The organism is Blautia aquisgranensis (genome assembly GCF_040096615.1).
Taxonomy (GTDB): domain Bacteria; phylum Bacillota; class Clostridia; order Lachnospirales; family Lachnospiraceae; genus Blautia_A; species Blautia_A aquisgranensis.
The window spans coordinates 145,357-164,077 of record NZ_JBBMEJ010000003.1 but is presented as its reverse complement, the minus strand read 5'-3'; the positions used below and the strand labels follow the sequence as shown (position 1 = coordinate 164,077).

At 46.3% G+C, this 18,721-nt stretch carries 14 protein-coding genes; 2 read left to right on the top strand and 12 right to left on the bottom strand.

Going from position 1 to position 18,721, the window contains the following annotated elements; translation table 11 throughout:
• Nucleotides 1-345: 345 nt before the first annotated feature.
• Nucleotides 346-669, top strand: a complete 324-nt coding sequence (locus tag WMO28_RS04210) for a DUF1540 domain-containing protein (protein WP_178641788.1) — start codon at nucleotides 346-348, stop codon at nucleotides 667-669.
• Nucleotides 670-786: 117 nt separating this feature from the next.
• Here WMO28_RS04210 and ftsZ read toward each other — a convergent pair whose 3' ends face one another.
• The 12 genes from ftsZ to lacZ all read right to left on the bottom strand — a co-directional run bounded on the left by ftsZ (nucleotide 787) and on the right by lacZ (nucleotide 17,741).
• Nucleotides 787-1,938 (bottom strand): cell division protein FtsZ, encoded by a 1,152-nt coding sequence (gene ftsZ, locus WMO28_RS04205; RefSeq protein WP_349056191.1) that lies wholly within the window; start codon nucleotides 1,936-1,938, stop codon nucleotides 787-789.
• Nucleotides 1,939-2,209: 271 nt separating this feature from the next.
• Complete coding sequence (locus WMO28_RS04200) at nucleotides 2,210-3,523, bottom strand: cell division protein FtsQ/DivIB (protein ID WP_349056160.1); 1,314 nt, start codon at nucleotides 3,521-3,523, stop codon at nucleotides 2,210-2,212.
• Nucleotides 3,520-4,785, bottom strand: coding sequence for a UDP-N-acetylglucosamine 1-carboxyvinyltransferase (gene murA / locus WMO28_RS04195; RefSeq protein ID WP_349056159.1), 1,266 nt, complete (start codon nucleotides 4,783-4,785; stop codon nucleotides 3,520-3,522). The genes WMO28_RS04200 and murA overlap by 4 nt, the downstream gene beginning before the upstream one ends.
• Nucleotides 4,786-4,828: 43 nt before the next feature.
• Nucleotides 4,829-5,929, bottom strand: a complete 1,101-nt coding sequence (locus WMO28_RS04190) for an FtsW/RodA/SpoVE family cell cycle protein (RefSeq protein ID WP_349056157.1) — start codon at nucleotides 5,927-5,929, stop codon at nucleotides 4,829-4,831.
• Nucleotides 5,930-5,987: 58 nt separating this feature from the next.
• The gene (murD, locus tag WMO28_RS04185; protein ID WP_349056156.1) at nucleotides 5,988-7,343 is read right to left on the bottom strand and encodes a UDP-N-acetylmuramoyl-L-alanine--D-glutamate ligase; all 1,356 of its coding nucleotides are present in this window, start codon (nucleotides 7,341-7,343) and stop codon (nucleotides 5,988-5,990) included.
• Nucleotides 7,344-7,357: 14 nt separating this feature from the next.
• A complete protein-coding gene (gene mraY, locus WMO28_RS04180; RefSeq protein ID WP_178644111.1) occupies nucleotides 7,358-8,314 on the bottom strand; it encodes a phospho-N-acetylmuramoyl-pentapeptide-transferase in 957 nt (318 codons plus the stop codon).
• Between the two features lie 65 nt (nucleotides 8,315-8,379).
• Nucleotides 8,380-10,161: a penicillin-binding transpeptidase domain-containing protein gene (locus WMO28_RS04175; RefSeq protein ID WP_178644113.1), complete on the bottom strand. Its 1,782-nt coding sequence runs from the start codon at nucleotides 10,159-10,161 to the stop codon at nucleotides 8,380-8,382.
• 77 nt (nucleotides 10,162-10,238) lie between these two features.
• The gene (locus tag WMO28_RS04170) at nucleotides 10,239-12,305 is read right to left on the bottom strand and encodes a peptidoglycan D,D-transpeptidase FtsI family protein (RefSeq protein ID WP_349056155.1); all 2,067 of its coding nucleotides are present in this window, start codon (nucleotides 12,303-12,305) and stop codon (nucleotides 10,239-10,241) included.
• Nucleotides 12,306-12,329: 24 nt separating this feature from the next.
• Nucleotides 12,330-12,902, bottom strand: a complete 573-nt coding sequence (locus WMO28_RS04165; protein ID WP_178644705.1) for an FtsB/FtsL family cell division protein — start codon at nucleotides 12,900-12,902, stop codon at nucleotides 12,330-12,332.
• An 85-nt stretch (nucleotides 12,903-12,987) separates the two neighbouring features.
• Complete coding sequence (gene rsmH, locus WMO28_RS04160; protein WP_178644707.1) at nucleotides 12,988-13,923, bottom strand: 16S rRNA (cytosine(1402)-N(4))-methyltransferase RsmH; 936 nt, start codon at nucleotides 13,921-13,923, stop codon at nucleotides 12,988-12,990.
• A 35-nt stretch (nucleotides 13,924-13,958) separates the two neighbouring features.
• Nucleotides 13,959-14,390, bottom strand: coding sequence for a division/cell wall cluster transcriptional repressor MraZ (gene mraZ, locus WMO28_RS04155; RefSeq protein WP_178644709.1), 432 nt, complete (start codon nucleotides 14,388-14,390; stop codon nucleotides 13,959-13,961).
• 303 nt (nucleotides 14,391-14,693) lie between these two features.
• Entirely contained in the window at nucleotides 14,694-17,741 is a 3,048-nt protein-coding gene (gene lacZ, locus WMO28_RS04150; RefSeq protein ID WP_178644711.1) for a beta-galactosidase, LacZ type, read from the bottom strand.
• A gap of 138 nt (nucleotides 17,742-17,879) precedes the next feature.
• Between lacZ and WMO28_RS04145 the strand changes: the two genes are divergently transcribed.
• Nucleotides 17,880-18,686: a helix-turn-helix domain-containing protein gene (locus tag WMO28_RS04145; RefSeq protein WP_178644713.1), complete on the top strand. Its 807-nt coding sequence runs from the start codon at nucleotides 17,880-17,882 to the stop codon at nucleotides 18,684-18,686.
• The last annotated feature ends 35 nt before the right edge of the window (nucleotides 18,687-18,721 follow it).

Here is an 18,721-nt window from a genome sequence, read left to right as displayed (position 1 = left end):
TTATTGATAGTTTTTTTCATTTTATCACGTACAAATATGGTTCACAATGTGCCAGACATAATTAACCTGGTTTCGTAAATTTTTTGTTAATTTTCACCTTATGAGCAACGATTTTCTTCTGCAAAAAAATGGAGCCTGCCTTAGCAGACTCCGTTTCCGTATTTATTATTTCTTCATAAGCTTATTTTTATTAATTATAACAGTTCTGCTCTTTCGTCAGCTCTTTCTTGAAATTTTTTCTTTTTCTGCATATTTTTTTTCTTTTCAGACATACTTCTTTTTATGGAATCAAAACCGAAAATTTTGTGTTTCGATCCATTAATCTATTATCAGGAGGAAAATAAAATGACACTTTTAAAATGTTCCGCCCACAACTGCTGTTACAACAAAAACTCCCTCTGCTCCAAAGGTTCCATCAATGTAGATGGAGCCGAAGCCCGCTATGCAGATGATACAGCCTGCGAAAGCTTCCGTGACCAGAAAGACGGGGCTGCAATGAACGCAGTAGATTCCGGATGCGGATGTGAAACGATCAACATCGACTGCAAAGCACACAACTGCACCTACAATGAGCACTGCAAATGCACTGCTGCTTCTATCAACGTATCCGGAGATAATGCCCATCGTTGCTGTGATACAAAATGCGATACATTCGAATGCAAATGCTGATATGATCACAGCTCAGTTTCTTTATGCCTTTATGATATCACAGCGCGATTTTCTGTGATACAAAAAACCGGCAGAGATTCAGGTTCTCTGCCGTTTTTTTTATTCTCTGATAAACATTTATCTGTTCTTAAGGAAGTCCGGAATCTGGATGTCTTTCTTCTGTACAGTGCTTGTCGGTGCCTTGGTATTGAACTGTGTGGAGTTCATAGTCGGCAGACTGAAACTTGGCATATTAAGATTCATACCTGATGCAGATGTCTGACTATTCTTCTTAGCTGCTCCAAACACAGAATTGGAAGCTCTGTTTCCAAACGGAGAATTCTGGAGGTTATTGTCTGTAAGTCCTGTAGCAATAACTGTAATTCTCGCATAATCTGCAACAGAGTCATCATACATAGCACCGAAGATGATGTTTGCATCTTCACCTGTAAGCTCCTGTACATAGCTTGCTGCGTCATTGGCATCCATAAGGGAAATATCACCGGAAATATTGATGATAACATGTGTTGCTCCCTTAATAGTTGTCTCAAGAAGCGGAGAAGATACAGCCTGCTGTACAGCCTCCATAGCCTTATCATCGCCTCTTGCCTCACCGATACCGATGTGTGCGATTCCCTTGTCTGTCATAACTGTCTGTACATCTGCAAAGTCAAGATTAATCAGAGCCGGCAGATTAATCAGGTCTGTGATTCCCTGTACGGCCTGCTGAAGAACCTCGTCAGCTTTACGCAATGCTTCCGGCATAGTCGTTCTTCTGTCAACGATCTCAAGTAATTTGTCATTCGGAATGACAATTAAAGTATCAACTGCTTTCTTCAGATTTTCAATTCCTGCAAGTGCATTATTCATACGGGTCTTTGCTTCAAAGCGGAATGGCTTGGTAACAACACCGACAGTCAGGATACCCATCTCTTTCGCCGCACCGGCGATTACAGGAGCAGCACCTGTTCCTGTTCCGCCACCCATACCACAGGTAACGAAAACCATGTCAGCTCCCTCAATGATCTTCTTAACTTCCTCGATGCTCTCCTCAGCAGCCTTCTGACCAACCTCCGGCTGTGCGCCGGCGCCAAGACCCTTAGTAATTTTTTCACCAATCTGAAGTACAGTCGGAGCTTTACACAGAGTCAGGGCCTGTTTATCAGTGTTGACACCTACAAACTCAACTCCGCCAATGGCCTCTTCCACCATTCTGTTTACCGCATTATTACCTGCGCCGCCTACTCCAATTACAATAATCTTCGCAGAAGACTCAGCCTCATTCGTCATTATCTCTAACAATGTACTTCCTCCTTTATTTCTACCTGATATCCGATTCAGTGTAATTATTCCAAGCTACATATACACATAGATATATCATATATTTTTTTCGGTAATTAATCAACCACTAATTTTGTTTTTTTATACTTTTTTTACTAAATTTCGGCACTGTTTCTATTAATACAAAGATTTCCAAAACAATCTCTGGCAAAATGTCCAAAGGTTTCCAGCAAGTTTTTTTGAAAAAAACTTTCCTAATTATAATATGTCTGTGGTTCTCTTATTCATAGGCAGATTCATCACTGTAATCACCGTCTGAATATCCATCATAGCTGTCTGATTCATCACTGTAACCTGAATCAGACTCGGAGCTGTAATCACCATCTGAACTACTGTCATAAGCCGTCCCATCAGAATCACTGTTATTTTCATCTGTTCCAGTACCGGAAACATCCATGCTGTTATCCTGACTACTGTCAGATCCATCTTCGGAAGAACTATCCAAATTATCAGCACTGTCCGAATTCTGTGCATTCTCTGCAGATCCTACATAATTACCGTCGCGGTCATACTCACTGACACCATCATAGCCGCCATCCGCCCGGTATCCGCCTTTCCAACTGCCATTGACTGACATACTCTCCTCCGTAGGTGCCGGTCCCACATAGTTCATATCTGCATCGTACTCTCCACTTCCTGTATAATCGCCTTCCTCATCGTATCCACCGACCCATTTGGAAAGTGCATATTCCAGATCACTCTGTGGCTTCGGACCAACATAATTGCCGTTTTCATCGTATTCACCCTCGCCGGTATAATTGCCTTCTTCATCATACCCACCGGTCCAGCTTTCGGCAGTATCTGCTGTCTCATCCTGTTCCTGTTCCAGAGTTATGATCTTGGAGCTGTCATTCACATTCTCCACATGAAGAATTCCTTTTTTTCCGGAAATCATCGGAAGAATTGCCAGCACTCTCGCCATCTTGTCTTCCAGATATTCATCTTTTCCAAGCTTTACAGTTATATCTCCGTAAAGCAGACTGATCTGTCCGTCATCACCGAATTCAATATGATCCGGAATCTTGTCATTCTTTTGAAATATGGTTGACAGTGCTACTGCCGTGTTCATAACCGTTTTATCCTTGATCGGAAGCTCCTCATTATAAAGCACATGCTTAACTTTTATTCCATCAAAAAACGGCACTTTTTCATTTCTGACTGTGGAACTCTCGATAAAAGTTCCATTCCTGTCAAAATATATGTAACTGTCCAGATATGGAATACAGCCTACGATATCCTTCTCTTTGACACTGACACAAATCGTATGCCGATTCAGTCTGGTAACCGTATAACCCTGTATAAACGGAACATCTTTTGTATCTTTTTTCGTGTAGAGAATGGGTGCCAGAACCGAATTGGACGCAAGTGGTCCCCTGAGAACCATTTTTTTAATCTGCTTCTCGGAGTAATGGCTGCTTCCCATCACCTGTACTTCATCCACCTGATAATACGTAAAAAAGAAAATAATTCCTGCCAGCAGCAGAACTACGATCATTCCTGCTGCTGCAAGCGGTTTTTTTCTGTTTTTTTTCATAAAGCTCCTCTGTCCTTTATCAAAAGACCGCCCAGTGCGGTCAGATCTTCACAGATATGCTCATAGCCCCTCTCAATAAACCGGCAACCTCGAATCCGGGTAGTCCCGTCTGCTGCAAGTGCTGCAATTACCAGTGCCGCTCCGCCGCGAAGTTCCTGTGCCTCCACAGTGCAGCCCTTAAGTGGAAAACCTCCGTCTATCACAGCGGTTCCGTCTTTAATCTCAATCCTGGCTCCCATCCGGTTCAGCCATGGAGCTGTCTTATATCTGTCTTCAAATATCTTCTCTCTGATTCTGCTTATCCCCGAAATGGTCGCAAGTACCGCCATGACCGGCGACTGCAGATCTGTCGGAAATCCCGGATAAACCTCTGTCTCAAGAAGTGCAAGAGGCAACCCTGTCTTTTTTCCATTGACTATTAGTTTACCACCAAAAATATGATATTGTCCACCCATTTTCCGATATACTTCCAGGATTCCATCCATCTCTCCGATGGGAGGATTTTCGATAATGATCTCTCCGCGCGTGGCTGCTGCTGCCATAAGATACGTCCCTGCCACGATGCGATCCGGCGGAATTACCCCATCGCCCGGATGAAGACTTTTCACGCCGTCAATACAGATGCAGTTTTTTTCCGGAAAGGATATCTGCGCGCCCATTCCGTTCAGATACCGGACAAGCCATCTGATCTCCGGTTCGGCCGCACCTCCATGAAGTATTGTTCTTCCCTCTGCAAGTGCAGCCGCCAGAACCGCCTGCTCGGTTGCCCCTACACTGCTTTTTGGAAAAAATATCTCTGCACCTTTCAGTTTTCCACAGCTTCCTGTGATCTTGCTTCCATTTTCCACGATTTCAGCGCCAAAACTGCGTAAAACCTGTATATGAAGGTCCACCGGCCGTTTTCCGATCACACATCCGCCCGGATAACCGGTGCTGGCTTTTTTATTTCGTCCCAGCATTGCCCCCAGAAGTATCACGGAAGACCGCATTTTTCCGGAAAAAGCTTCCGGGATCACAGTACCGTCTGCACGGCTGCAGTCCAGATAAAGGTCATGATCCTGCCACCATGTCACCGCCCCCAGAGCTTTGAGGATTTTTTCCATGAGAAATACATCTGCGATTTTCGGACACCCCCGCAGCACACTGGTTCCATCACTCAGAAGCGCAGATGCCATAATTGGCAGTGCCGCATTTTTCGACCCCTGGATCCTTACCGTTCCGTTCAGTGGCTTTCCTCCGGTTACGATGATCTCATCGCTCACATCCAAGCCTTCCACTCCTAAAACGGGCCTCTTGCTTTTTATTCTATGCAGCTTTTCTCTGTCTGTGACTGCTCACACTTAATGCCAGCCCCATTTCTCCCATGAGAAAAACTACCGAGGTACCGCCATAGCTTACAAACGGCAGCGTGATTCCTGTATTTGGTATGGTGTTGGTCACAACCGCAATGTTCAGAATCACCTGTATCGCCATATGTGCCATGATCCCGGCACACAGAAGCGTTCCCGACAGATCCCGGCAGTTCAGTGCCAGCACACAGAGCCGCCATATCAGCAATACGAACAGAAGAATCAGCAGAAATGCTCCCACGATCCCAGTTTCCTCACACACAATGGAAAAGATCATATCGTTCTGTGCTTCCGGCACAAAGCCCAGCTTCTGAATACTGTTTCCCGGACCCAGGCCAAAAACTCCTCCGCTTCCGATGGCATACAGCCCCTGTATGGTCTGAAATCCTTTTTCGTATTTCTCCGGATCACGCCAGATTGCCAGACGTTCCAGACGGTAGCTTTCTGCAGCAAGAAAAACTGCTATAAAACTGATTCCGGCACTCCCCAGGGCAAGAAATTGCAGATACCTTGGATTTGCCACAAAGATCAGCATTACGCCGATTCCCAGAATGATCACCGCTGTGCTTAAGTTATTGGAGCCTACCAGTCCCACCACCGGCAGCAGCGTCAACATGGTACGTGCCATAAACCAGAATCCGGTTGTTTTCTTTTTTGTCCGGCTGATCTGCCATACAAGAAAAAGGATCACCGCCATCTTGGCGAATTCTGACGGCTGGAAAGACAACGGTCCAAGATTCAGCCACCGTTTCGATCCATTGATCTCCTGCCCGAAAAGAAGAACTGCCGTGGAAAGAAGCAGCGAAAGCAGATAAGCCACCGGAGCCAGCGCCACAGACACATGGTAGTCTGTTTTTGCCACCAGATACATAACAAGCAGCCCCAGTGCCGTAGCAAAGAGCTGCTTTTTAAAATAATAGGCAGAGTCGTCAAAACGTACCCTGCCATTATATTCGCTTGCCGAAAAAAGTGCCGCCAGGCCAACAGCAGCCAGTACCAGTACCAGCACTATCAGAACCATATCCGTCTTTCCGGTCGGATTCTCTCCTGCGTTCATGCCTGCTGCCTCCAGAAGCGGTCTCTTATTTCAGCTTATGTATATATTTTTCGGTTTATTACAGAGCTTTGACGTATTCTTTGAACATGTCACCACGCTGCTCATAGTTATCAAACTGTCCCCAGCTTGCACAGGCCGGTGAAAGAAGCACTGCGTCTCCCGGATTCGCCTTGTCAGCACAGACCTGAACTGCTTCCTTCAGATCCTCACAGAGAATGATATCTGTAAAACCAAGGTGCTCTGCTGCTGCCTTGATCTTCTCCTTTGTCTGTCCGATCAGAACAAGGTAGCGGACTTTCCCATCAAAGGACTGGATCCACTCATCATAGCTGGATTCCTTGTCATAACCTCCACCGATCAGAAGTGTCGGACGGTTCATTGCCTGAATTCCCTTGATCGCTGCATCCGGATTGGTTCCCTTGGAATCGTTATAGTATGCAACACCGTTCTTCTCTGTCACATATTCGATTCTGTGCGGAACTGCCACGAATTCGCACACGCTCTTATGAATACTCTCCACGGAAACGCCTGCATAATAAGCCATAGCTGCGGCTGCCATCACATTCTCGTGATTGTGACGTCCCAGGATCTTAAGCTCACCGGTCTTAACGATCGGAATCTCCTCAGTCTCTGTTTTGAGAATGATCTGATCTCCATCCAGGTAAATACCTCTGTCAAGCTTACGGAGACTTGAGAAATATACAACCTTCGGAATGATATTCTCTCCGAATTTACGAAGCACCTTATCCTCATAATTGAGGACGCATACATCCTCCGGCCCCTGATTCTTCGTGATCAACTCTTTCACACGGATGTATTCTTCCATAGTGTGATGTCTGTTCAGATGATCCTCTGTGATATTCAGTATCGCGCTCACCTTCGGTCTGAACTCATCAATTGTCTCAAGCTGGAAGCTGCTGATCTCTGCAACAGTCACAGAATCGTCTCGCATCTCTAATGACTTGGATGTGTATGCAGTTCCGATATTTCCTACAACAAAGACAGATTCACGGGCGTCTCCCATGATCTTGCCGAGAAGTGCTGTTGTCGTTGTCTTGCCGTTGGTTCCTGTGATTGCAAGAACTTCGCCTTTTCCTGTGCGGTAGGCAAGCTCTACTTCGCTCCATACAGGAAGTCCTTTCTTATAGAAGCTCTTCACAAGCGGAAGATCTGTAGGAACTCCAGGGCTTAATACTACAAGATCCAGGGAATCAAGCGCTCCCTCCGGAAACTCTCCGGCCCAGATCTCCGGCTGATATTTCCCATTGGTCTTATGTAAAACAGCTTCTTTGTCAAGTTCTGCATTTCCGTCATAAATCACTGGCTGCGCACCAACACTGCCTAACAGGTCGGCTGCACCGATACCGCTCTTGCCGGCTCCGAATACGAGAACCTTTTTTCCTTTTAAATCCATCTGTCTGTTCCTCCTTATAATGCCAGCAGAGCGATCAGACACATAATAGCAGTTACAACAGAGAACACTGCAACAACCCGTGTCTCAGACCATCCGCAAAGCTCAAAATGATGGTGGATAGGCGCCATCTTGAAAATTCTCTTTCCGTGTGTTGCTTTGAAATAAGATACCTGGAGCATAACGGACAGTACCTCAATAAGGTAGATCAGTCCTACCAGGATGATAAACAGCGGCATCTGCATTGCGTAAGCTACACCCGCAACGAATCCGCCCAGTGCCAGGGAACCGGTATCGCCCATAAATACCTTGGCCGGATATACATTGAACAGAAGGAAGCCCATAAGGCTGCCCACAACTGCACATGTGATCGGCTCCACACCGCTTCCAAGTCCCAGGGAAACAACGGTAAAAAATACCGCTACGATCAGTGTAACACTGGAAGCCAGTCCATCAAGACCGTCTGTAAAGTTTACTCCGTTTACAGTACCGATGACCGCAAAAAACAGAACCGGTACGGCGAACCATCCAAGGTTCAGATAATGACCGCTCCAGAACGGGATCTTCATAGTCAGGGATACATTGGAATAGTTCACAAGATAAAAAGCAAATACTGCTGTTACTACGATCTGCAGAGCCATTTTCTGCCATGGCAGAAGTCCGTCAGAACGCTTCAGGACTACCTTAAGGTAATCGTCCAGGAATCCGATCAGTCCAAATCCCAGAGTCAGAAAAAGCACCGGAATGATCATTGGATAATCCTTGATATAAAACAGTGATGTCACGGTCGTTGCAATAAGAAAGATCACTCCACCCATCGTCGGTGTACCGTTCTTTTTCAGGTGGGACTGAACGCCCAGTTCCCTCTCTGTCTGTCCCATCTTGAGTCTTCTCAGAAACGGGATAACAACTGGTCCTAATACAAGGCTGATCGCAAATGAGATCAGCACAGGGATCACTACATGAAACTCCATCCTCGCACCTCTTTAATTCTTTCGTTTTTTTATACTTCCTCAACAGTATAAGGCTTTTCTTTTCATTAATCAAGTCTATCTGCCGTCTTTTCCCCGTCTGCTGTTTCCTGTGAAGCTGTTTTTTCTATTCCCAGATAAGGCAGCACATTTTCAAAAATATTTCGTATCACAGGAGCCGCAATGATACCGCCATAGTACATTCCCTGAGGATTGTGAATGATACAGAGCCCCAGAACAGTGGGGTCCTCTGCCGGTGCAAATCCCAAAAAAGAGGAAATATAGCGGCCCGATCCCCTGGGCAACGTCTGGGAGGTTGCTGTTTTTCCGCCTATGGAATAGCCTTCGATCCCGGCATTTTTTCCGGAACCCAGGGAAACAACTTTTTCCAAGATGGAGCGTACAGTACGGGAAGTTTCCTCTGAAAGAACTTCTGTTTCCACCGGATATTCCAGTGTATTCACTACGGTGCCGTCTGCACTTTCCACGCTGATCCCGAAATGTGGCGTAATCCTTTCTCCGCCATTGATGATCGTACTGACTGTAGTCGCAAGCTGCACCGGTGTGATCTGAAACGACTGGCCAAAGGACACTGTTGCAAGTTCCACCTCTCCCATATTTTTCGGATTGTGCATGATAGTTCCCGCCTCACCAGGAAGATCGATGCCTGTTTTTTTCAGAAGTCCAAACTGTTGGAAATATTTATAATATCTATCCACGCCAAGCCGTAGTCCCACCTCAATGAAAACAGGGTTGCAGGAATTCTGTGCTCCCTCCACGAAACTCTGTGCTCCATGTCCGGTGCGCTTCGCGCAATGGATCCGCCGGTCCTCTACCACCTTATAACCCGGACAGAAAAAGCGGTCCTCAGTCGACACCACTCCCTCCTCAAGACCTGCCGCCATGGTAATGATCTTAAATGTGGAGCCCGGCTCATAGGTATCATTCAGACAGGGATTTCTCCACATCTGATTCAGAAGCTCCTGTTTCTTTTTCGCATCAGTACCAGCCTGGCTTACGGCTTCCTCCGTATTCAGGGTAAAAGGATCATTGAGGTCAAATTCCGGCACATTGGCACAGGCATAGATTTCGCCGTTCTGGGGATTCATAAGGAGGATCGATACCCGTTCCGCCTGTTTTTCTTCCATTACTTTCAGCGCTGCCTGCTGCACATACTCCTGAATATTGATATCCAGACTGGTTCGAAGCGTATCTCCTGCAACCGGCTCTTTTCTCCGCTCCCCGGTTCCATCCAGCTCCACGCCTCTGGCATCCGTGACTGTGAGGATTTTTCCAGGCTCGCCTGAGAGAATCTCATCATACTTTACCTCCAGCCCTATGATTCCCTGATTGTCCCCACCGGTAAAGCCCAGCACCTTGGAGGCCAGCGATCCATAAGGATAATAGCGCCGGTAATCCTCATCCACTTTTACTCCTTCCATAGCGTATTCGCGGATCTCGTCTCCGATAGTTTTGTCTACATTTGTACGTATTCTTTCAATAGAAGAAACTTTTTCAACTTTTTTGCGAACTGTTTCTGCATCCAGCGACAGCTTTTCCGCAAGCACGCGGATCACTTTTTCCGGATCCTTGATCTGACTATGTATGACGGATATGGTGCATACCGTCCGGTTATCTGCCAGGACATTTCCTTTTGCATCCAGGATCTTTCCACGGGCAGCCTTGATATCACGCTCCCTCTCATGAAGATCCTCTGCTTTTTCTGAATAATAATCCGCCCTGGCTCCCATAAGATATGCAAGCCTTCCCACCAGTCCTGCAAGGAGCAGCGCACAGCCCAAAAATATCACCCAGATCTTTTTTCTGTGAAAAACCATAGTCCGGATCATAAAAAATCCCTCCCGGAGACTGTCACTGTAATATATGACTTCTCCCCGGAAGGGTATTCTTGTTCTTTTTTGCTGTTTTATTGCAGACCAGCCTCTTCATTGGTCAGTCCATCGCTCTGCATATCGTTATTATCTTCTGTGCTGTCTTCAGAATCATCCTCCGGCGGACTTGGAACATTTTCATCAGAAATAGCCTCTTTCTGTCCGTCTGCTGCGGAACCAGTTGCAGAATCACTGATTCCCTTGAAAAGATCCCAGAGTTCAGTTGTCGGAACCTCTCCGTCCTCTGCCTCATCCGGCTGCACGTTCAGATACGGAAGTGCCTCGGAAAGAATTCCCTGTGCAATGTACTGTGCATAGGTACTGCTCGCCTGATCCTCTGTGTTCGGTTCATCTACAACCACATAGATCACAAGTGCAGGATCATCCACCGGTGCAAAACCGATGAAAGATACCAGATACTTGCCATTTCCTCGTGGAAGCTTCTCGGCTGTACCTGTCTTACCACCTGAACTGTAACCCTGAACCTTGGATGTACGGCTGGTACCATGGTCTACACTGGCAGCCATATAGGAACGGATATCCGCCGAAATCTTATCGGAAATGGTCTGTTTCATCAGTGTTGGTGTGATATTCTTCACGATTCCACCGCTGCTGTCTTTGATCTTTGTCACAAGATGTGGCTGATAATAATATCCTCCGTTGACAACAGAACACATGGCATTGATCTCCTGGATCATAGTCAGTGTATAACCCTGTCCAAAAGCAGAACATGCAAGCTCTGTCTCACCCATGGACTCATTCGTATGAATAACACCGCTTCCCTCGTTAGGAAGATCGATACCGGTTCTTGTTCCGAAGTTAAAAACGCTCTGGGTCTTCAGGAAGTTGTCCTTACCCATCTTCGCCGCGATCTGCATCATACCATCGTTGCAGGAATTGGCGATAACATCAGCAAGCGTCTCGGTTCCGTGTGCATCCGGCCAGACCGCACATTTGATAAATGTGGTAGCTCCCTCCGCACCGAAAGACTGTCCGCCATCGCAGACGAAAGTATCGGACTCGGAAATGGCTCCCATCTCAAGAGCAGAACTCATAACAATCGGCTTGACAACAGATCCCGGCTCGTAGGCATCTGTCACGCAGAAGTTGCTCCACATTCCGTTCAGTGCTTCCACTGTCTCCTCATCATTCATGGCTGCGATCTCACTGTCTGAATAAACATTGGAAAGATCTCTCGGATTGTTCAGATCATAACGGTCACCGCCATCCATAGCCATGATCTCTCCGGTCTTCGGATCCTCAATGATAACGCCGACGTTCTTGGCTCCCATTTTCTCCTTAAAAGCATTTACATATTTCTCAACGATCTGCTGAAGTCCCAGATCCAGAGAAATTTCAATACTTTTTCCATCTACCGGTTCAATAATCGTCTGCTCTACATCAGAATTATTATTGATATATCCGTACTGTCTGCCATCTGTTCCGATAAGTGTAGCATTATAATATCCTTCCAGACCGGCATCTGCCACATCTCTGGAAAGTGTAAAACCAATGGTGTCACAGGCGGTATTATTAAACGGATATGTTCTCAGATAGTCCTCCTCGAACCATACACCTGTGATCTTGGAACGTTCCTTAAGCTGTGTATCTGTAAGGCCGCTGTCCTCTCCCGGATCTTCATACTCCTCGAATGCTTTCTTGTCATCCATGGAAATCTGTTTCTTTATGATCTGATACTGGCTGGCTTTCGTGCTGTCATCTGTGATAAGCTTACGCATCTCCGCTTCATCCAGACCAAGCACATCCACAAGTGCCTTGATCGTCGGTTCAACGCTGTCCTGATCATCATTGACCTCCAGACAGTCAAGGATCACATTATAAACCTTGTTGCTCGTTGCCAGAAGGTTTCCATTCCGATCATAAATATCTCCCCTTTTTGCGGGTAGTGTCTGGTTCTCATATTTCTGTTGAGCCTGACTCAACACCTGTTTGCGATATTTGCTGCCGCTTGTGGCATTAATATATGTGATTCTTGCCACCAAACCGACTAAAGCCAGCAACACTAATGAAAATAGTACTGCCAGCTTCTTCTTCATGTTATAATTTATTTTTTTTACCGGCCTGCGCCTTCTTGTACTCAATCGATCACCTGCTTATAATCCTTGTCACTTATGTGTGTCTACATCCTGATACTGTCTCACATAACTGTTTCCTTCGGTCGTATAAGTCTGTACCTGATTCTCTGAAGGGTACTTCATTCCCAGCTCACCGATTGCTTTCTTCTTGATTTCGCTGATATCCATATCAGAAGTTACCTGACTGTAATATGCATCGTTATCCTCTTTCAGCTGAGCAAGCTCGGATTCCAGACTGGCAACATGCTTCATGCTTGCCGTAATCTCTGATTTTACCTGAAGAAAATTAATACAGGTAAAAAGCACCGCAACGGAAACTGCTGTGAGAAACATTACGAAGCCCTTGTTCATGGCCATCGCTTTCTCTCTGTTTCGCTGTGCCTGCCTGCTCACCACCTGTTTCGCAGGTGTAGCAGGAACTGCTGATTTCTTCTGTTCTCTTTCCTGCGCCAGCCGTCGCCGCTCCTTCACATCCGGCAGATCAGTTCTGTGAGGAACTTCCTGCAGCCTCTTTACCGCATTTCCCTGGACATACACCTCTCTGCTGTGCCTTACGGTATTCGGATTTCTTCTGGCTGTGGTTCCTCTTCCTGTCTTAGCCATTTACCTACCTTCTGCCTACCTTCCAACCTTTATTGTTGCAATTCTCCAGACGCGCTTAGCTGCCTGCCCATAAACATCACATGTTTCACACACGGCGTTCAAAGACACGAAGCTTCGCACTCTTGGACCTTGGATTCTCTTCCATTTCTTCTTCACTGGGTAAGATCGGTTTCCTTGTAATCACCTTGCCCTTGGACTTCTTACCGCATACACATACCGGAAAGTCCGGCGGACAGGTACACGGATTCTCATTCTTACGGAAAATGGTCTTCACGATCCTGTCCTCCAGAGAATGGAATGTAATGATACAGATTCTTCCTCCATCGTTCAGAAGATCGATCATTCCGTCAAGAGAATCTCTGAGCACATCAAGCTCTCTGTTCAGCTCAATGCGGATTGCCTGAAAAGTTCTCTTGGCCGGATGTCCTCCTGTGGCCTGTATTTTCATCGGGATTGCTCCCCTTATGATTTCTGTCAGTTCCCCTGTTGTCTGAATCGGTGCCTGCGCTCTGGCAGCCACAATATGTTTCGCTATATTCTTGGCGAATTTATCTTCGCCATAGTCGCGGATGATACGGTAGAGTTCTTTTTCCTCATAACCGTTGACAATGTCACCGGCTGTACGGCTCTGCCTTCTGTCCATTCTCATATCCAGAGGCGCATCATACCTGTAGGAAAAACCTCTCTCCTCATTATCCAGCTGATAAGATGACACTCCTAAATCCAGCAGGATCCCGTCCACTTTCTCAATGCCACGGGATCTCAGCTCATCTGCCATGTAACAATAATTGCTGCGAATGATTGTCACCTGATTAAAGGCTGACAGCCGTTCACTCGCAGCAATTATCGCATCCTGGTCTTGATCTATGCCAATAAATCTCCCCTTGGCAGAAAGTTTCTTACACACCTCTGTGGCGTGTCCCGCTCCTCCTAAAGTGCCATCCACATAGATTCCATCCGGCTTTACCCTTAAGCCGTCAATGGTCTCATTGAGTAATACAGATTTATGCTTAAATTCCATATCCGTCTCCTGTGGGATTTCTACCTGCGCTTTGCTCAAATGACGATTCCAAGGTTCTGCATGCTCTCCGCAATGCTGTCCATGTCATCATAATTGCAGTTCTCGCTCCACTTCTCCTTGCTCCAGACCTCAATCCGGTTCAGATTACCCGTAAGCACTACATCCTTATCCAGACCAGCGAATTGGCGCAGCGTCTGCGGCACCAGAATTCTCCCCTGCTTATCCAGCTGACATGTTGTTGCTCCGGCTACAAAGAAACGTGAAAAGGTTCTTGCGTCTTTATTTGTAAGTGGTAATGCTCTGAGTTTCTCTTCAAAGGCAACCCATTCATCCATCGGATAAATAGAAAGGCAACCATCGAGCCCTCTTGTCAGTACGAACTCTTCCCCTAAGAGCTCCCTGAATTTAGAGGGTATGATCAGACGCCCCTTCGCGTCGATCGTGTGATTATACTCGCCCATGAACATGAAACCCACCTACTCTCTTGAAACACGATTCTCCCCTTCGTGCTTCCAGGGTACAAATGGTGTGTTCTGCCACTCATCTCCATTTGCTACCACTATTCACCACTTTCTACCACTTATGTAATCATTCTAAACTATTTACCCTGAAAAAACAAGTGTATATCCAAGTTTTTTTTTATTTCATGAAATATCCATAGGTTTTTTTTCAGGGCATTATATTTCTGTGCATTATTATGAAATAAAAAAGCTTCCGGATGATCTCCGAAAGCTTTTTTCTGCCTGTATATTCTGTTTTTTTATGACATCCTAGAGTCCTCTGAAAACAAAGGAAAATTCCATCTTTCCATCAGCGTTCAGGAGGTATTCTGAATGGGTCCGTGCACCCCAGCTGTCATCTCCTCCAATTCCCATCTGTGCTTTTGCCGCACGGACTACTGTGTAGTGTACCTCCGGCAGCTCATACGGGTGCATGGCATTTTCCATTTCGTGTGGTGTGTACGGCAGTGCTGAAAACATCATAGGTCCGCTGTTTTTATCCATCTCGAAAAACATTCCTCTGCCCTTTCTGTCTGTAACACTTGCCCAGCGGACTCCCTCCTTGCTGCCACATTCCTGTGGCACAAGATAGCGTGCCAGGTTGTCCGATACCAGATTCTCATAAATGCCAAGCTTTGCTCCATGCTTTCTGTCCGCATAGGTTTCGGCCGGTCCCAGTCCATACCACTTCACATGGTCATAATCTGCGTTAAACTTGAAGAGCACACCGAATTCCGGCATATCCCCCAGTTCCTTCACCGGATCATAGGTCAGAGTTGTCTTTACACTTCCGTCACCAAACACCTCATACGCCAGACGGCACTCGCTCACAGGTGTTGTAGGCATCACATAATCAAAAGCAATCTCCACGCTGTTTTCGTGAACCGTTGTCTCCGGCTCATTTCCCGGGCAATACATGGCGTTCTTACGGAAATCTTTGTGGCTTAAGTACATGCTTGCGATCTTCCACTGTGCATAGCGCATAGGCATGAGATTTCCATTGTCATTGTCTGTCGGAGCCCTCCAGAAATTCGGCTTCGGAATTGCCTCCAGCATCTCTCTTCCTGCATATTTATACGAAACCAGGCCACCGTTGAGCACAGAGAACATCACCTGGAAATTTTCTCCCCGCACACCGATATTGTGAACGCTTTTTACGATCTCAACGCTGCTGCAGGGCGTCTTTTTCTCGCCTTCAACCTGATATACATACTGCCCGAACGCAAGCTCATGTCCTGCTTCTGCCCAGAGCGTTTTTTTCCGGAGGAGGAAAGCTACTGTCACGGTATATTCACCCGGACGCTGCTGTTTTCCAAACGGAAGCGTGTAAGTTTTTTCGCTTAACGGTGCTACGTCTGTGGCCAGACTTTCCACTCGGATCACATGACCGTTTTTCGCAAGTTTCACTTCGCAGTCAAAGGTATCTGTGTTTACAAAAAGGTTCTTATTGATCACCTTAACGGAGTCTTCGGATACCTGTGCCGTGATATTCTGGTAGTTGAATTTTACTTCCTGCATTTTCGGGGATTCACTTCTGTCACCACCGTAAACAATGCCGTTTCCGCTGAAATTGTAATCCGTCGGACGCTCACCGAAATCACCGCCGTAAGCCTGGAATTCTTTTCCGTAGCGGTCTTTTTTGTAAATGGACTGATCAATATAGTCCCAGATAAAGCCACCCTGGTATTTCGGCTCGGTATCTGTAAGATCTGTATATTTATGCATTGCGCCGCAGGAATTTCCCATGGCATGTGTGTACTCACAGCAGATAAACGGCTTGCTGTCATCCTCTGCAAGGAATTTTTTGATTGCTTTTACAGAAGGATACATCTGGCTTTCCATATCGCTGGTAGCATTGTATCTCCGGTCATGGCAGACTCCCTCATAATGCACCAGTCGGGTAGGATCGTTTTTGCGGTAAAACTCAGACATCTCGAAAATATCTTTTCCGCCGAAAGATTCATTTCCACAGGACCAGATCAGAATCGCCGGGTGGTTTTTGTCACGCTGGTACATGGAATTTACACGGTCCAGCATCATTCCCAGCCACTCCGGCTTGTCATACGGAACCACATCCGTGTAATCCTTTGTAAACTCTGCCACATCCCAGGAACCATGGGATTCCATATTGTTTTCTGCAATCATATAAAGTCCGTATTCATCGCAGAGACGGTAGATCGGAGAAGCATCCGGATAGTGGCAGGTACGGATGGCATTGATGTTGTTCCGTTTCATAGTGACGATATCTTTTCGCAACTCCTCTTCGGATACATGTCTTCCTGTCACGGAACTGAACTCATGGCGGTTTACGCCCTTGAATACGATGCGTTTTCCGTTAAGTGTCATGATTCCGTTTTTCATCTCAAAACGTCGGAATCCAACGCGCTCCGGAATGAGTTCCTGAAGCTCACCGTTTCCGTTACAAACTTCCAGCTCCAGATCATAAAGCTGCGGGTCTTCTGCACTCCACAGAACCGGATTCTCGATCTCCCAGGTATATGTATTCTTACCGCTGAGAGCTTTTTCCTCTGAAAAAATCTGCTCACCTTTTCTCAGAAGTGTTATTTTTATCCTGCCTTCTCCCCAGGTGTCTGTGGCAAGCTCCAGGGATGCCTTCTTCAATGTCTCATCCGGGATTGCACGGATCTGAAGATCATATACATGAACCTCCGGAACTGTGTAAAGATATACGTCTCTGTAAATTCCCGAGAAGCGGAAAAAGTCCTGATCCTCACACCAGCTGCTGGCTGTCCATTTGAATACCTGCGCGGCCAGCTTGTTCTCACCGTCTTTCAGATATTCCGTCAGTTCAAATTCCGACGGGGTAAAAGAATCCTCGCTGTATCCCACAAAATTTCCGTTCAGCCATAAAGCCAGACCACTCTCTGCTCCCTGGAAAGAAACAAACACTCTTTTTCCTTTCATGGATTCCGGTACAGAAAAATATTTCACATAGCTGGCTACCGGGTTGAAACGCTCCGGAATCTGTCCAGGATGAACTTCCTCATGACCCTCCCACGGATACTGGACATTGGCATACTGCGGCGCATCGTAGCCTTCCATCTGGATGTGTGCAGGCACATAAATGTCTTCCCAGTCTTTGCAGGAATATTCCTCTTTTTCAAAGCCCTGGATCGTACTCTCATAATTGCGTGCATACTGAAATTTCCAGGTTCCGTTCAGGCTGCAGCGAAACGAGGTTTCACCGTCTTCTCTTTCTTCTTCGGAACGGTAACAGATGTGATCGGAATGTGCTTCCATTCTTCCGTCACAGAAATACTGAGGATCTTTTACCAGTGAATGATCGAATTTTTTCATTGCTTCCTCCTGTTTGTTTTTTTATTGTGTAACTGTTATGTTTTTCCTTTTCTGATACAGTTATTATAATATAATCCGTAAGATTATGATATAATATGTTTCACCAAAATATATAACATTTAGAAACAGGTGAAAATAATGTCTATCTATTTCCGAAACACACCGGTGAGCGCGCCGTTTATCTTCGAATCCATCGGCAATCACTGGACACAGGATACGGTATTCCGCCCGGACGGTTATCCATACTATCACTATCTTCAGACCGAAAAAGGCTGTGGCCGCATCGAAGTCAAAGGCGAAACCTATTCCCTTGGTGCAAATGAGGGCATCCTGATCGCACCCGGAATCCCTCACTCCTACCACAAGGATTCCACCTCCTGGATTACCATGTTTGCAACATTTACCGGTACTATGGCAGGGAGTATTCCTTCCATGACCGCAAACCAGGATGTAATTCTCATCGAGAAAGAACAGGGAGCTCATATTCAGCGTATGATCTCTAATATTCTCCGAAAATACCACCATCCCACGCCGGATCTGAAATCCCTTTCCTCTGACTGCTACAGCTTCCTTCTGAATTTTTCAGACTGCGCCGCCTCTCCGAAAATCCAGGAGAATCCTTTGTACCAGCGATATGTCGTTCCTGTAATAAAAGAAATCGAAACGAACTATCAGCTGGAGCTCACAGCTGCGGGACTGAGTCAGAGTGTATTCGTATCGCCCCAGTATCTTTCCAGGATATTCCGCCGTTTCTTAGGCTGCTCCGTATATGAATATGTCACCATGTACCGTATCAGCAGGGCCAGGGAGCTGCTTTTGTCCGATCCCAATATGAAGATTCAGGATGTGGCCGGTACCGTAGGTTTCTCTGACGCCAGCCATTTCATTGCCATGTTCCGGAAGATCACTGGAATGACACCTCTGGATTTCCGTAAGATGTATTGATTCTCTGCAGTATGAAAAAACTCCACTGGAAGATC